Annotated in this window: 12 protein-coding genes; all 12 read right to left on the bottom strand. The window is 73.4% G+C overall.

All coding sequences use genetic code 11. The features are described from left to right. Window positions 1-332: 332 nt before the first annotated feature. Window positions 333-2,468, bottom strand: coding sequence for a primosomal protein N' (locus tag K7862_RS20070; RefSeq protein WP_222964416.1), 2,136 nt, complete (start codon window positions 2,466-2,468; stop codon window positions 333-335). Between the two features lie 129 nt (window positions 2,469-2,597). Further along, the gene (metK, locus tag K7862_RS20065) at window positions 2,598-3,815 is read right to left on the bottom strand and encodes a methionine adenosyltransferase (RefSeq protein ID WP_222964414.1); all 1,218 of its coding nucleotides are present in this window, start codon (window positions 3,813-3,815) and stop codon (window positions 2,598-2,600) included. Window positions 3,816-4,073: 258 nt separating this feature from the next. Continuing rightward, window positions 4,074-5,276: a bifunctional phosphopantothenoylcysteine decarboxylase/phosphopantothenate--cysteine ligase CoaBC gene (gene coaBC, locus K7862_RS20060; protein WP_222964412.1), complete on the bottom strand. Its 1,203-nt coding sequence runs from the start codon at window positions 5,274-5,276 to the stop codon at window positions 4,074-4,076. 108 nt (window positions 5,277-5,384) lie between these two features. Next, a complete protein-coding gene (gene rpoZ / locus K7862_RS20055) occupies window positions 5,385-5,660 on the bottom strand; it encodes a DNA-directed RNA polymerase subunit omega (RefSeq protein ID WP_222964410.1) in 276 nt (91 codons plus the stop codon). Window positions 5,661-5,706: 46 nt separating this feature from the next. Next, a complete protein-coding gene (gene gmk, locus K7862_RS20050) occupies window positions 5,707-6,270 on the bottom strand; it encodes a guanylate kinase (RefSeq protein ID WP_222964408.1) in 564 nt (187 codons plus the stop codon). 37 nt (window positions 6,271-6,307) lie between these two features. Further along, window positions 6,308-6,631 (bottom strand): integration host factor, encoded by a 324-nt coding sequence (locus K7862_RS20045; RefSeq protein ID WP_031515413.1) that lies wholly within the window; start codon window positions 6,629-6,631, stop codon window positions 6,308-6,310. Window positions 6,632-7,005: 374 nt separating this feature from the next. Then, the gene (gene pyrF, locus K7862_RS20040; RefSeq protein ID WP_222964406.1) at window positions 7,006-7,839 is read right to left on the bottom strand and encodes an orotidine-5'-phosphate decarboxylase; all 834 of its coding nucleotides are present in this window, start codon (window positions 7,837-7,839) and stop codon (window positions 7,006-7,008) included. Next, window positions 7,836-8,945, bottom strand: a complete 1,110-nt coding sequence (locus K7862_RS20035; RefSeq protein WP_222964404.1) for a quinone-dependent dihydroorotate dehydrogenase — start codon at window positions 8,943-8,945, stop codon at window positions 7,836-7,838. The genes pyrF and K7862_RS20035 overlap by 4 nt, the downstream gene beginning before the upstream one ends. An 11-nt stretch (window positions 8,946-8,956) precedes the next feature. Continuing rightward, a complete protein-coding gene (gene carB / locus K7862_RS20030) occupies window positions 8,957-12,277 on the bottom strand; it encodes a carbamoyl-phosphate synthase large subunit (RefSeq protein WP_222964402.1) in 3,321 nt (1,106 codons plus the stop codon). Next, complete coding sequence (locus tag K7862_RS20025) at window positions 12,270-13,412, bottom strand: carbamoyl phosphate synthase small subunit (protein WP_222964400.1); 1,143 nt, start codon at window positions 13,410-13,412, stop codon at window positions 12,270-12,272. The genes carB and K7862_RS20025 overlap by 8 nt, the downstream gene beginning before the upstream one ends. Further along, window positions 13,409-14,068: a PH-like domain-containing protein gene (locus K7862_RS20020; RefSeq protein ID WP_308012080.1), complete on the bottom strand. Its 660-nt coding sequence runs from the start codon at window positions 14,066-14,068 to the stop codon at window positions 13,409-13,411. The genes K7862_RS20025 and K7862_RS20020 overlap by 4 nt, the downstream gene beginning before the upstream one ends. Next, window positions 14,065-15,351, bottom strand: coding sequence for a dihydroorotase (locus tag K7862_RS20015; protein WP_222964398.1), 1,287 nt, complete (start codon window positions 15,349-15,351; stop codon window positions 14,065-14,067). The genes K7862_RS20020 and K7862_RS20015 overlap by 4 nt, the downstream gene beginning before the upstream one ends.

Here is a 15,351-nt window from a genome sequence, read left to right as displayed (position 1 = left end):
CGCGGCCCGGTCCATGCCGGGCCCCCTCCGCGAGGACGCCGTCCCGGGCCCGGCCCTCCCCTCCCCCCGCAACGGCTGACTTCCCGCGGCGCACGATCCGCGGCCGCCGACGGCGGCGCACCCCCTGGGGAAGGGTGGTGCGGGAGGGAACACCCCGCGCCGCAAGGCGCGGGAACCCCACCGAGGCGCACCCGGCACGAACGTGCCGCCGGAGGGCGGGCTCGCGGAACCCGAGGCGGAGTGGCCGCGGGCCGCAACGAGACCCGGGCGCCCCGAAGACCCGGCAGTGCCCAATGTAGCCCGGCGCAGCCCGGCGCAGCCCAGGGCAGCGCTCAGCCGATGTCCAGCGGATCCATCCGCATCAGAACCGGGTCCCCGGCCCCCCGCGCGGCCCGGGCCACGCGCACCTGCTTCAGTGCCGCGGCCAGCGCCGCCCCCGACCCGGGCGGCACACGGATGAGCAGCCGCTCGACCGGCTCGTCCCGCTCCCGCCGCCCGGCGGGCGCCCGCGCCGTCACCGGCACCGGCCCCAGCAGGTCCGCCTCCGGCGGTAGCCGCATCGTGTCGACGACGTCGGCGATCGCGGACGGCGGCCCGGTCACAGAGGCCATCCGCGCCACCGGCGGGAACCGCAGCTCGGCCCGCTCCGCCAGCTCCCGCAGGGCGTGCCCGGCCGGGTCCCAGCGCACCAGCGCCTGCACCGGCCGCAGCGTGGGCTCGGCCAGCACCACGACCGTGCCGTCCTGCGCGGCGGGCCGCACCAGCGACGCGGCGATCGCCCAGCGCCGCAGCGCCTCCTCGCCCGCCCGCAGGTCGGGCCGGTTGAGCAGCGCCCAGCCGTCGAGCAGCAGCGCGGCCGCGTACCCGGGACCGTCGGCGACCGGCTCGGCCCCCGGTGTGGCGACGACGAGCGCCGGCGCGTCGCCGACCGACGCCAGTACGGTGTCCCGGCCCGAGGTGCGCACGGGCACGCTGGGAAAGACCCGGCCGAGCTCCTCGGCGGTGCGGCGCGCGCCCACGATCCGGGCCCGCAGCCGGGTGCCGCCGCACTCGGCGCAGTGCCAGTCGGGGGCGGGCCGTCCGCACCAGCCGCAGGCGGGCGTGCCGGCCTGGTCCCGTAGTTCCAGCGGACCCGCGCAGGCCGCGCAGCGCGCGGGTTCCCGGCAGCGGTCGCAGGCCAGTTTGGGCAGATAGCCGCGGCGCGGCACCTGCACCAGGACCGGTCCGCGGGTCAGCGCGTCCCGGGCGACCTGCCAGGCGAGCGACGGCAGCCGGGCCGCGCGGGCCGCCTCGTCGCGGGCCTGGTCGGCGTCCGAGACGGTACGGATCAGCGGCGCCGCGGCCCGCACCGCCGCGCGGGAGGCGGCCAGCGGCAGCGCCCAGCCGCTCTCGACGAGCTGGGCGCCCTCGACCGTGGTGGTCACGCCGCCGAGCAGGAACGCGGTGCGCTCCTCGCGGGCCCGCAGCAGCAGCACGTCCCGGGCGTGCGGCTGCGGGGCGTGCGGCTCGGAGTGGCTGGAGTCGCCGTCGTCCCACAGGGCGACCAGTCCGAGGTCGGCCACCGGCGCGAACATCGCGGCGCGGGTGCCGACGACCGCCCTGACGCTGCCGCGGCTGACCGCGAGCCACCGCCGGTAGCGCTCCTCGGGCCCGGCGTCGGCGGTGAGCAGCACGTGATGGCCCTCGCCGAGCAGTTCGGTGAGCGCCTGGTCGACGCGGGTGGCGGTCCGCCCGTCGGGCACCACCGCGAGGGCGCCCCGCCCGGCGGCCAGGGCGGTGCCCATGGCGACGGCGAGTTCCCGGGGCCAGTGCGGGCCGGGGAGGGCCAGCCACACGGCGCGGGGGGTGTCGCCGCGGCCGAGGGCGTCCAGGTAGGCGGGCCCGGCGGCGTAGCGCTCCCAGCTCCCGGGCGCCGGGGAGGGCGGGACGGGGCGCGGCGGCGGGGACGGGTCGCGTTCCGCGCGCGCCATCCGGGACGGCACCGCGAGCTGGACGACGTCGGCGAGCGAACCGGCGTACCGGTCGGCCACCTGGCGGCACAGCGCGAGCAGCGCGGGGCTCAGCACGGGCTCGGTGGAGAGCACCTGGGCGAGGGGGGCCAGCGGACCGTGGAAGTCGGTGTCCGTCCGGCGCTCGACGACGAAGCCGTCGTGGAGGGTGCCGCCCTCACGGCGGCCCTTGACCACGCGGGCCCCGAAGCGCACCCGGACCCGGACGCCCGGCTGCGCCTCCTCGTCCATGGCGGCGGGCACGGCGTAGTCGAAGAACTGGTCGAGGTGGACCAGCCCCTTGTCGACCAGGACGCGGGCGACCGGCAGTCCCTCGGCGAGGGCGGCGCCCCGCCAGGTGCGGGGCTTCGCCCGGGTCTTGCGGACGGTGTCGCGGATCAGGGCGAGCTGCTCGGCCCCCCGGGCCTCGTCCTCCGGGCCGCCCTGCCCCCGCTCACCTCGCCCGTTCTCGCCGCTCACCCTCACTTCCTACCAGACCCCGCCGACACCCCGGGTCCGCGCGGGCCGCGGTCCGGGCGCACGGACGCACCGCGCCCCCCGGAGCACGGGTGCGGCTCCGGGGGGCGCGGGACGGGCCTGGGCAGGCGGTTACAGGCCGGTCGCGGCCTTCAGCGCGTCGACGCGGTCCGTCCGCTCCCACGTGAAGTCCGGCAGCTCCCGCCCGAAGTGGCCGTAGGCCGCGGTCTGGGCGTAGATCGGCCGGAGCAGGTCCAGGTCGCGGATGATCGCGGCCGGGCGGAGGTCGAAGACCTCGGAGATGGCCTGCTCGATCTTCTCGACCTCGACGTTCGCCGTGCCGAAGGTCTCGACGAACAGGCCGACCGGCTCGGCCTTGCCGATCGCGTAGGCGACCTGGACCTCGCAGCGGGCGGCGAGGCCGGCGGCGACCACGTTCTTGGCGACCCAGCGCATCGCGTACGCGGCCGAGCGGTCGACCTTGGACGGGTCCTTGCCGGAGAAGGCGCCACCGCCGTGGCGGGCCATGCCGCCGTAGGTGTCGATGATGATCTTGCGGCCGGTCAGGCCCGCGTCGCCCATCGGGCCGCCGATCTCGAACCGGCCGGTGGGGTTGACCAGCAGCTTGTAGCCCTCGGTGTCCAGCTTGATGCCGTCGTCGAGGAGCGCCTTCAGCTCGACCTCGACCACGAACTCGCGGATGTCGGGGGCGAGCAGCGAGTCCAGGTCGATGTCCGAGGCGTGCTGCGAGGAGACGACGACGGTGTCCAGGCGGACCGCCTTGTCGCCGTCGTACTCGATGGTGACCTGGGTCTTGCCGTCCGGGCGCAGGTACGGGATGGTCCCGTTCTTGCGGACCTCGGTCAGCCGGCGCGACAGCCGGTGCGCGAGGGTGATCGGCAGCGGCATCAGCTCGGGCGTCTCGTCGGAGGCGTACCCGAACATCAGGCCCTGGTCGCCGGCGCCCTGCTTGTTCAGCTCGTCGTCGTCGGGGGCGGTGCCCGCGACGCGCTTCTCGTACGCGGTGTCGACACCCTGCGCGATGTCCGGGGACTGCGAGCCGATCGAGACCGAGACGCCACAGGAGGCGCCGTCGAAGCCCTTCTTGGACGAGTCGTAGCCGATGTCGAGGATCTTGTTGCGCACCAGGGTGGCGATGTCCGCGTAGGCGGTGGTGGTCACCTCGCCCGCGATGTGCACCTGGCCGGTGGTGATCATCGTCTCCACGGCGACCCGGGACGTCGGGTCGGCCGTCAGGAGTGCGTCGAGGATCGTGTCGCTGATCTGGTCGGCGATCTTGTCGGGGTGGCCCTCGGTCACGGACTCCGAGGTGAACAGGCGGCGGGACACATCGCTCCCTGGGGTTGCAGCGGCTGCTGGCTGATTCTGGTCGAGGTGCGCGGGGCTGCGCCCGGCACCTCGCGGTCAGTTTAACGTTCGCTCCGCATCGGCGGACGTGTGATCTCGCCTTTTGGCCACCGCACGGCCCCCATCAGGCCCCGGACGGCGGACGGACGCCTTCCGGCCACCCTGGTCCGCCGGGCGTTTCCGGTGGTGTGCGGACCTGCGGGAAGCCGCTGAGCGCGCTCGTCCGGTCGGGGGCCGCGGTTACGCCAGCCGGGCGGCGACCAGGTCCCAGACGCGGTCGGCGAGGGCCTCTTTCGGGCCGTACGGGATGTGCGTCTCGCTGCCGTCGGCGCCGAGCACCACGGCCTCGTTCTCCTCGGTGCCGAACGCCTTGGCCTCCCCCACCTCGTTGACCACCAGCAGGTCGCAGCCCTTGCGGGCGAGCTTGGCGCGGCCGTTGGCGAGCACGTCGTCGGTCTCGGCGCCGAAGCCGACGACGAGCTGACCCGGGCGGGCGCGATGGGCCGCGACCTCGGCGAGGATGTCGGGATTGCGGACCAGGGCCAGCGGTTCCGGCTCGGCGTCGTCCTTCTTCTTGATCTTGCTGCTCGCGTAGGCCGCGGGGCGGAAGTCGGCCACGGCCGCGGCCATCACCACCACGTCGGCGTCCGCGGCGGCCTTGACCACCTGCTCGCGCAGCTGCTCGGCGCTGCCCGCGGTGACCACGTCGGCGCCCGCGGGGTCGGGCAGTCCGGTGTTGGCGGCGATCAGCGTCACCCGGGCGCCGCGGGCCACGGCGGTGCGGGCCAGCGCGTAGCCCTGCTTGCCGGAGGAGCGGTTGCCGAGGTAGCGGACGGGGTCCAGCGGCTCGCGGGTGCCGCCGGCGCTGATCACCACATGGCGGCCGGCCAGGTCGGGATCGGCGGTGCCGCGGGCCAGCACGTGCCGGCACACCTCGAAGATCTCGGCGGGGTCCGGCAGCCGCCCCTTGCCGGTGTCGACGCCGGTGAGCCGGCCGACCGCGGGCTCGATGACCACCGCGCCGCGGCGGCGCAGCGTGGCGACGTTCTCCTGGGTGGCGGGGTGCTCCCACATCTCGGTGTGCATGGCCGGCGCGAAGACCACCGGGCAGCGGGCCGTGAGCAGCGTGTTGGTGAGCAGGTCGTCGGCCAGGCCGTGGGCGGCCCTGGCCAGGGTGTCCGCGGTGGCCGGGGCCACGACCACCAGGTCGGCGTGCTGGCCGATGCGCACGTGCGGGACCTCGTGGACGTCGTCCCAGACCTGGGTGGAGACGGGGTTGCCGGACAGCGCGGACCAGGTCGCCGCGCCGACGAAGTGCAGTGCGGAATCGGTGGGCACCACGCGCACCTCGTGCCCGGACTCGGTCAGCCGGCGCAGCAGCTCGCACGCCTTGTACGCCGCGATGCCGCCGCTCACGCCCAGCACGACCTGTGGCTTGCCCATCGTCACTCCCGCCTCCGCGTCCCGGTTCCGGTGCCCCTATGACACACCACGGGCCCGGCGGTCGCTCCGCCGGGCCCGTGGTGGTGTGCTGTGTGTCGTCGTGCCTGGTCAGGCGTTCGGCGGCGGCTCGACGGCCTCGGACGTCAGCAGCCCGGCGTTGATCTCGCGCAGCGCGATCGACAGCGGCTTCTCGTGGACGTGGGTGTCCACCAGCGGGCCGACGTACTCCAGCAGGCCCTCGCCGAGCTGGGAGTAGTACGCGTTGATCTGGCGGGCACGCTTGGCCGCGTAGATCACCAGGCTGTACTTCGAGTCGGTGGCCTCGAGCAGCTCGTCGATCGGCGGGTTGATGATGCCCTCGGGCGTGGTGATGGAAGAGGACACGCTCTACCTACCCCTACAAGTGGAAGACGGAAGACTGCGATGTGGATCAGGCAATCCGCATCAAGGCTAGCAGCTCACGCGCTACCGCCTCGACCGAGGTGTTGACAAGGGTTTCGTCGAACTCGGACTCGGCGGCCAGCTCGACCCTGGCGGTGACCAGCCGCCGCTCGATCACCTCGGGCGACTCGGTGCCACGCCCGGTGAGCCGGCGGACCAGCTCGTCCCAGCTCGGCGGGGCCAGGAAGACCAGCCGGGCCTCGGGCATGGACTCGCGGACCAGCCGCGCGCCCTGCAGGTCGATCTCCAGCAGCACCGGCTCGCCCGCGGCGAGCCGGTCGAGAACCGCCTTGCGCGGGGTGCCGTAGCGGTGACCCGCGAACTCGGCCCACTCCAGCAGTTCGCCGTTGGCGACGAGCTTGTCGAACTCGTCGTCGTCCACGAAGAAGTACTGCACTCCGTGCTGCTCGCCGGGGCGGGGCTTGCGCGTGGTGGCGGACACCGAGAGCCAGACCTCGGGGTGCACCGTGCGCAGATGGGCGACGACCGTGCTCTTGCCGACTCCGGAGGGGCCGGAGAGCACGGTCAGCCGCGGATGTACTGCAGGGCTCATGGAGTGATTATCCCTGCTTTCCGGCAGTGCCGGGACCTCAGGCGGCCGTGCCGCCGAACTCGCGCTCCAGGGAGGCGATCTGGTTCGAGCCGAGACCACGGACCCGGCGGCTCTCGGAGATGCCGAGCCGCTCCATGATCTGCTTGGCGCGCACCTTGCCGACGCCGGGAAGCGACTCGAGCAGGGCGGAGACCTTCATCTTGCCGATGACATCGTTCTCCTGGCCCTGCTTGATGACCTCGTGCAGGGAAGCGCCGGAGTGCTTGAGCCGGTTCTTGACCTCGGCGCGCTCCCGGCGAGCCGCAGCGGCCTTTTCGAGCGCGGCAGCGCGCTGTTCAGGGGTAAGGGGCGGAAGAGCCACGCCTACGTCACCTCGGATGTAGAGCAATCGGATATGGACCGTATGGAACGTACTCGCCCGGAAGTGCAGGGCGATGAGCGCCGCATCTGAACGGCTCGCTCTCGTCGGAGACTAGCGGTCCGAACGGCCCAAGTCAGCGAGAACAGACGAAAAGTCCTGGTCAGACTCGATCCAGCGGGATATATGGGGCAAACCGGAACAGGTTTCGGGGTCAATGGGGCCGGTTGTTGAATCCGACCCTTTTTTCGGCCGTTTTCGCAGCCGATAAGCAGACGGTATTACCGACGCATTCGCCCGATCCGTCGAACCGGGGCCGGGCGGTCCGTTCCGCCGCCCGGCCCCGGTTCCGCGTCCGTCCGCGGACGATGGCTGCGTCAGCCCGCGACCACGGCGCCGATCTCGTCGGCATAGGCGCGCGCGGCATTCCGCAACGCCTCCACGCCGGGTCCGTGCCGCAGCACGTCCCGGCTCACGCTCGGCAGGACGTTCGGCAGCGCGGCGCCGAAGACCCGGGGGAGGTCGGCCGGCGTCGCGCCCTGCGCGCCGACGCCCGGGGCCAGCAGCGGGCCGTTGACCGCCAGGTCCGCGCCCGCCTCGTCCAGCGTGGCGCCCACCACCGCGCCGACCGAGCCCAACGGGCGCACGCCCGCGTTCTCGGCCGCGATGTGGCCGAGAACGACCTCGGCGACGGTGCCGCCGGCCGCCGCGGCCCGCTGCACCTCGGCGCCCTCGGGGTTGGAGGTCAGCGCCAGCACGAAGACACCCGAGCCGGAGACCGCCGCGGCGTCCAGGGCCGGGCGCAGCGAGCCGAAGCCCAGATAGGGGCTGACCGTCACCGCGTCGCTGAACAGCGGGGAGTCCTTGTCCAGGTAGGTGGCGGCGTAGGCGGCCATGGTGGACCCGATGTCGCCGCGCTTGGCGTCCATCAGCACCAGGGCCCCGGCCTGCCGGGCCTGCTCCACGGTCCGCTCCAGCACCGCGACGCCGCGCGAGCCGAAGCGCTCGAAGAAGGCCGACTGCGGCTTGAGGACGGCCGTGGTGCCGGCCAGCGCCTCCACCACGGTCAGCGCGAACCGCTCCAGGCCCGCCACGTCGTCGTTCAGGCCCCAGGCGGTGAGCAGCGAGGCGTGCGGGTCGATGCCGACACACAGCGGGCCGCGGTCGTCCATGGCCCGGCGCAGCCGCGCGCCGAAGGGTTCCGTCGTCATGCGGTCACCTTCCCGGTGTCGGCGCCGACCGCGTCGGCGAGGGTCTCGTACGGGCTGGCGGCCAGCCGTTCGGCCAGGCCCTTGTGCACGGCGCGCATCCAGAACGGGCCCCGGTAGATGAAGGCGCTGTAGCCCTGGACCAGGGTGGCGCCGGCCAGGATGCGCCGCCAGGCGTCCTCGGCGTCCTCGATGCCGCCGACCCCGACCAGGGTCAGCCGGTCGCCGACCCTGGCGTACAGGCGCCGCAGCACCTCCAGGGAGCGCTCCTTGACCGGTGCGCCGGACAGGCCGCCGGTCTCCGCGACCACCGCGGGGTCCGAGCGCAGGCCCAGGCCCTCGCGGGCGATGGTCGTGTTGGTGGCGATGATGCCGTCCAGGCCGAGTTCGACCGCGAGGTCGGCGACGGCGTCGACGTCCTCGTCGGCGAGGTCGGGGGCGATCTTGACCAGCAGCGGCACCCGGCGGCCGGGGACGCTGCGGTCGGCCGCCTCCCGGACCGCGGTGAGCAGCGGGCGCAGCGCGGCGGTCGCCTGGAGGTTGCGCAGGCCGGGGGTGTTCGGCGAGGACACGTTGACCACGAGGTAGTCGGCGTGCACGGCCAGCCGCTCGGCGGACCGGACGTAGTCGCCGACCGCCTCCTCCTCCGGGACCACCTTGGTCTTGCCGATGTTGACGCCGACAGTGGTGCGGAAGACCGCCTTGCGGGCGGCCAGTCGGGCCGCGACCGCCGCCGAGCCGTCGTTGTTGAAGCCCATCCGGTTGATCAGCGCCCGGTCGGGCACCAGCCGGAACAGCCGCTTGGGCGGGTTGCCCGGCTGGCCCTGCGCGGTGACGGTGCCGACCTCGACGTGGTCGAAGCCGAGCATCGCCAGCCCGTCGACGGCCACCGCGTTCTTGTCGAACCCGGCGGCCAGCCCGAACGGCCCGGGCATCCGCAGCCCGAAGGCCTCGGTGTGCAGGGCCGGCCGCCGCGGCGCGAGCACCGCGGCGGCCAGGGCGCGCAGCCCCGGGACGGCGGCGGCCAGCCGGATCCACCGGAAGGCCAGGTGGTGGGCCCGCTCGGGGTCCATCCGCCGGAAGAAGAGCCGGAAGAACAGTGCGTACACGTCTCCGTTCCTCAGCCTTCCCGCGCGGCCGTCAGGCGCTCGGCGTGCTCCTGCAGGGAGCTGACGCTGATGTCGCCTCGCACCAGGGCGTCGATGCCCTGGACGGCGGCGGCCAGCGCCTGGACGGTGGTCAGGCACGGCACCCCGCGGGCGACCGCCGCGGTGCGGATGTCGTAGCCGTCGAGCCGCCCGCCGGTGCCGAACGGCGTGTTGACGATCAGGTCGACCTCGCCCTCGTGGATGAGGGTGACCACCGTCGGCTCGCCGTGCGGGCCCACGCCCTCGCTCTGCTTGCGCACCACGCGGGCGTCGATGCCGTTGCGCCGCAGCACCTCGGCGGTGCCGGAGGTGGCGAGCAGTTCGAAGCCGTGCTCGATCAGCGCCCGGGCCGGGAAGATCAGCGCGCGCTTGTCGCGGTTGGCGACCGAGACGAAGGCCCGGCCCTTGGTGGGCAGGGCGCCGTACGCGCCGGCCTGCGACTTGGCGTAGGCGGTGCCGAAGACCGCGTCGATGCCCATGACCTCACCGGTGGAGCGCATCTCCGGGCCGAGGATGGTGTCGACGCCGCGGCCCTGCGGGTCGCGGAACCGGCTCCACGGCAGCACCGCCTCCTTGACGGAGATCGGGGCGTCCAGCGGCACGTCGCCGCCGTCGCCGGACGCGGGCAGCAGGCCCTCGGCGCGCAGCTCCGCGATGGTGGCGCCCAGCGAGATCCGCGCGGCGGCCTTGGCCAGCGGGACCGCGGTGGCCTTGGAGGTGAAGGGCACCGTGCGCGAGGCCCGCGGGTTGGCCTCCAGCACGTAGAGGATGTCCCCGGCCAGCGCGAACTGGATGTTGATCAGGCCCTGGACGCCGACTCCGCAGGCGATCGCCTCGGTGGAGGCGCGCAGCCGCTTGATGTCGTGGCCGCCGAGGGTGATCGGGGGCAGGGCGCACGCCGAGTCGCCGGAGTGGATGCCGGCCTCCTCGATGTGCTCCATCACGCCGCCCAGGTACAGCTCGTGGCCGTCGTAGAGCGCGTCGACGTCGATCTCGATGGCGTCGTCGAGGAACCGGTCGACCAGCACCGGCCGGTCCGGGCCGATCTCGGTGGACTCGGCGATGTAGGCGGCGAGGCGCGACTCCTCGTAGACGATCTCCATGCCGCGGCCGCCCAGCACGTAGGACGGGCGGACCAGCACGGGGTAGCCGATCTCGTCGGCGATGGCCTTGGCGCCGGGGAAGGACGTCGCGGTGCCGTGCTTGGGGGCGGGCAGGCCGGCCTCGGCGAGCACCCGGCCGAAGGCGCCGCGGTCCTCGGCGAGGTGGATGGCCTCGGGCGAGGTGCCGACCACGGGCACGCCGTTGTCCTTGAGCGCCTGCGCCAGGCCCAGCGGGGTCTGCCCGCCGAGCTGCACGACGACCCCGGCGACCGGTCCGGCCTCGGTCTCGGCGTGCACGATCTCCAGCACGTCCTCCAGGGTGAGCGGCTCGAAGTACAGCCGGTCGGAGGTGTCGTAGTCGGTGGAGACGGTCTCCGGGTTGCAGTTGACCATCACGGTCTCGTACCCGGCGTCGTGCAGCGCGAAGGACGCGTGGACGCAGGAGTAGTCGAACTCGATGCCCTGGCCGATGCGGTTGGGGCCGGAGCCGAGGATGATCACCGCGGGCTTGGCGCGCGGCGCGACCTCGCTCTCCTCGTCGTAGGAGGAGTAGAAGTACGGCGTGCGGGCGGCGAACTCGGCCGCGCAGGTGTCGACGGTCTTGTAGACCGGGCGGATGCCCAGCGCGTGCCGGACCTCCCGGACGACCTCCTCGCGCAGGCCGCGGATGCCGGCGATCTGGGCGTCGGAGAAGCCGTGCCGCTTGGCCTCGGCCAGCAGGTCGGGCGCGAGGTTGCCGGCCGCGGCGAGCTCGTCGGCGATCTCCTTGATCAGGAAGAGCTGGTCGACGAACCACGGGTCGATCCGGGTGGACGCGAAGATCTCCTCGGGCGTGGCGCCCGCCCGGATGGCCAGCATGACGGTGTTGATCCGGCCGTCGGTGGGCACCGCGGCCCGGGCCAGCAGTTCGTCCTTGGTCCCCTGCGCGGCGGGATCGCTGACGAAGTCGAACTGGGAGCCCTTCTTCTCCAGCGAGCGCAGCGCCTTGTTCAGCGCCTCGGTGAAGTTGCGGCCGATGGCCATCGCCTCGCCGACCGACTTCATGGTGGTGGTCAGGGTGGCGTCGGCGGCCGGGAACTTCTCGAAGGCGAACCGCGGCACCTTGACCACGACGTAGTCGAGCGTCGGCTCGAAGGACGCCGGGGTCTGCTCGGTGATGTCGTTGGGGATCTCGTCGAGGGTGTAGCCGACGGCGAGCCGGGCGGCGATCTTGGCGATCGGGAAGCCGGTGGCCTTGGAGGCCAGCGCCGAGGACCGGGAGACCCGGGGGTTCATCTCGATGACGATGACCCGGCCGTCGGCGGGGTTGACGGCGAACTGGATGTTGCAGCCGCCGGTGTCGACGCCGACCTCGCGGATGACGGCGATGCCGATGTCCCGCAGGACCTGGTACTCGCGGTCGGTGAGCGTCATGGCCGGCGCCACGGTGATCGAGTCGCCGGTGTGCACGCCCATGGGGTCGAAGTTCTCGATGGAGCAGACGACCACGACGTTGTCGTGCTTGTCGCGCATCAGCTCCAGCTCGTACTCCTTCCAGCCGAGGATGGACTCCTCCAGGAGCACCTCGGTGGTGGGCGAGAGCGTGAGGCCCTGGCCGGCGATGCGGCGCAGCTCCTCCTCGTCGTGGGCGAAGCCGGAGCCGGCGCCGCCCATGGTGAAGGAGGGCCGGACCACGACCGGGTAGCCGCCGAGGGTCTCCACCCCGGCCAGCACGTCGTCCATGGAGTGGCAGATGACCGACCGCGCGGACTCGCCGTGCCCGATCCGCTCGCGGACCGCCTCGACGACGGTCTTGAACTGCTCGCGGTCCTCGCCCTTGTGGATGGCGGCGACGTTGGCGCCGATCAGCTCGACGCCGTACTCGGTCAGCACGCCGTTCTCGTGCAGCGCGATCGCGGTGTTGAGCGCGGTCTGGCCGCCGAGGGTGGGGAGCAGCGCGTCCGGCCGCTCCTTGGCGATGATCTTCTCGACGAACTCCGGGGTGATCGGCTCGACGTAGGTGGCGTCGGCGATCTCCGGGTCGGTCATGATCGTGGCCGGGTTGGAGTTGACCAGGATCACCCGCAGGCCCTCGGCCTTGAGCACCCGGCACGCCTGGGTGCCGGAGTAGTCGAACTCCGCTGCCTGGCCGATGACGATCGGGCCGGAGCCGATGACCAGGACGGACTGGATATCGGTGCGCTTAGGCACGCTGGGCTCCCTGTTCTGCCATGAGCTGGATGAAGCGGTCGAAGAGGTACGCGGCGTCGTGCGGGCCGGCTGCCGCCTCGGGGTGGTACTGCACGCTGAAGGCGGGGCGGTCCAGCAGCCGCAGGCCCTCGACCACGTTGTCGTTCAGGCAGACATGGCTGACCTCGGCGCGGCCGTAGGGCGTCTCGCTGACCGCGTCGAGGGGCGCGTCCACGGCGAAGCCGTGGTTGTGCGCGGTCACCTCGACCTTGCCGGTGGCGCGGTCCTGGACGGGCTGGTTGATGCCGCGGTGGCCGTACTTGAGCTTGTACGTGCCGAAGCCCAGCGCCCGGCCGAGGAGCTGGTTGCCGAAGCAGATCCCGAACAGCGGGGTGCCGCGCTCCAGGGCCGCCTGGATCACCGTCAGGTCGGCGGTGGCGGGGTCGCCGGGACCGTTGGACAGGAACACGCCGTCCGGGTCGGACGCGTAGACGTCCTCGACGCTCGCGGTGGCGGGCAGCACGTGCACCTCGATGCCGCGCTCGGCCATCCGGTGCGGCGTCATGCCCTTGATGCCCAGGTCCAGGGCGGCCACGGTGAAGCGGCGCGGGCCGATGGCCGGCACCACGTACAGCTGCTCGGTGGCGACCTCGGCGGACAGGTCGGCGCCGGTCATCTCCGGGGCCTGGCGGACCCGGGTCAGCAGCGTGCCCTCGTCGGCGAGTGCGTTGCCGGAGAAGATGCCGACCCGCATCGCGCCGCGCTCCCGCAGGTGGCGGGTGAGGGCGCGGGTGTCGATGCCGCTGATGCCGACGACGCCCTGCGTGGCGAGCTCGTCGTCCAGGGTGCGGCGCGAGCGCCAGCTCGACGGCACGCGGGCGGGGTCGCGGACGACGTAGCCGGCCACCCAGATGCGGGACGACTCGGGGTCCTCGTCGTTGACGCCGGTGTTGCCGACGTGCGGGGCGGTCATGACGACCACCTGCCGGTGGTAGGAGGGGTCGGTCAGGGTCTCCTGGTAGCCGGTCATGCCGGTGGAGAAGACGGCCTCGCCGAAGGTCTCCCCCACCGCACCGTAGGCGCGGCCGTGGAAGATGCGGCCGTCCTCGAGGACGAGGACGGCGGGCGCCTTGGCCACCCGGGTGGGAGTCGTCATTGTGCGCCTTTCTGGTCGTGCGGTGCGGCGGCGTGCTGCTGCACCCGCCGGGCGGGCTGCCCGCTCTCGGTGAGGGGGGCGGGGACGGCGGCCCGCTCGCCGCTGAGGTCGTTGATCCGCCCCACCCACTGCGGGTGGTCGGCGGCGTGCTCGGACCGGAATCCGGTGTCGATGAGGGTGCCGCCGTGCTCCCAGGTGACGACCAGCAGGCCGCCCTCGGGCAGCACCTTGCCGGCGATCGCCTTGTCGAGCCGGGCGCCGCGCAGCGCGGCCACGGGCACGAAGAAGCCGGGGGCGCCGGTCCGTTCGACGTCCAGGCCCTGCTCGGTCAGGGTCAGCCGGGCCTTGCTGCGGACGCCCAGACCGTGCGCGACGATCCGGTCCAGCCACTGCCCGGCGGTGGTGCTGCCGTGGTACCGGCCGTCCGCCACGAGCAGCGGATCACCGGTCTCCGCCGGTGCCTGCGGCAGCTCCGGGAGGTTCCCCTGCAGCGTGCGCCGCCACTGCCAGCCCTGGCGCATCAGCCAGTAGACCAGCGCGACGAACAGCGCCAGACCGACGATCCAGCCGATCCGGCCGGACCAGTCGGTGACCTTGGCGGAGTGCTGGCCGCCCTGCGCGGTCACGACCGCGAGCAGGTTGAGAGGAGTCGTCACGTGAGCTTCCCGTCCATGACCGTGGCGTGGCCCCGCAGGAACGTCGCCGTGACCCGGCCCGGCAGCTCGCGGCCCTCGTAGGGCGTGTTGCGGCTGCGGGAGGCGAAGCCCGCGGGATTGACGACCCCACGGTATGCGGGATCGAGCAGCACCAGGTTCGCGGGCTCGCCCTCGGCGATCGGCCGGCCGTGCCCGGCGAGCCGGCCGATGGCGGCCGGGCGGGCGGACATCCGGTCGGCGACGCCCGCCCAGTCGAGCAGGCCGGTGTCGACCATGGTGTGCTGGACCACCGACAGCGCCGTCTCCAGGCCGACCATGCCCATCGCGGCCGCGGACCACTCGCAGTCCTTGTCCTCGTGCGGGTGCGGCGCGTGATCGGTGGCCACACAGTCGATGGTGCCGTCGGCGAGGGCCTCGCGCAGCGCGAGCACGTCCGCCTCGGTGCGCAGCGGCGGGTTGACCTTGTAGACCGGGTTGTACGAGCGCACCAGCTCGTCGGTGAGCAGCAGGTGGTGCGGGGTGACCTCGGCGGTGACGTCCCAGCCCTTGGACTTGGCCCAGCGGACGATCTCCACCGAGCCGGCGGTCGACAGGTGGCAGATGTGCACGCGGGAGCCCACGTGCGCGGCGAGCAGCACGTCGCGGGCGATGATCGACTCCTCGGCGACGGCCGGCCATCCGGTCAGGCCGAGCTCGCCGGAGACGGTGCCCTCGTTCATCTGGGCGCCCTCGGTGAGCCGGGGCTCCTGCGCGTGCTGGGCGACGACGCCGCCGAAGGCCTTCACGTACTCCAGGGCGCGGCGCATGATCACCGCGTCGTCCACGCACTTGCCGTCGTCGGAGAAGACCCGGACCTGGGCGGCGGAGTCGGCCATGGCGCCGAGTTCGGCGAGCTTCTTGCCCTCCAGGCCCACGGTGACCGCGCCGACCGGCTGCACGTCGCAGTAGCCGTACTCGCGGCCCAGCCGCCAGACCTGCTCGACGACGCCGGCGGTGTCCGCGACGGGGAAGGTGTTGGCCATGGCGTGCACGGCGGTGTAGCCGCCGGCCGCGGCGGCCCGGGTGCCGGTCAGCACCGTCTCGGAGTCCTCACGGCCGGGCTCGCGCAGGTGGGTGTGCAGGTCGACCAGGCCGGGCAGCAGGATCAGGCCGTCCGCCTCGACGACCCGGGCGCCCTCGGCGGCCAGCCCGGTGCCGACCGCGGCGACGGTCTCGCCCTCGATCAGGACGTCGCGGGCCTCGCCGCCCAGGACCTTCGCGCCGCGGATCAGGATCGTGCTCAT

The organism is Actinacidiphila acidipaludis, from assembly GCF_019890725.1.
GTDB classification, from domain to species: Bacteria; Actinomycetota; Actinomycetes; order Streptomycetales; family Streptomycetaceae; genus Actinacidiphila; species Actinacidiphila acidipaludis.
Note: the sequence above shows the minus strand (reverse complement) of the source record. Positions and strands in the feature narration are given on the sequence as shown.

Bases quoted from the DNA above. Each gene is read 5' to 3' on its own strand.
- K7862_RS20015 (WP_222964398.1), bottom strand. From the start codon at position 15,351: ATGAGCACGATCCTGATCCGCGGCGCGAAGGTCCTGGGCGGCGAGGCC.
- pyrF (WP_222964406.1), bottom strand. From the start codon at position 7,839: ATGACGACGGAACCCTTCGGCGCGCGGCTGCGCCGGGCCATGGACGAC.
- gmk (WP_222964408.1), bottom strand. From the start codon at position 6,270: ATGAGCCCTGCAGTACATCCGCGGCTGACCGTGCTCTCCGGCCCCTCC.
- K7862_RS20025 (WP_222964400.1), bottom strand. From the start codon at position 13,412: ATGACGACTCCCACCCGGGTGGCCAAGGCGCCCGCCGTCCTCGTCCTC.
- coaBC (WP_222964412.1), bottom strand. From the start codon at position 5,276: ATGGGCAAGCCACAGGTCGTGCTGGGCGTGAGCGGCGGCATCGCGGCG.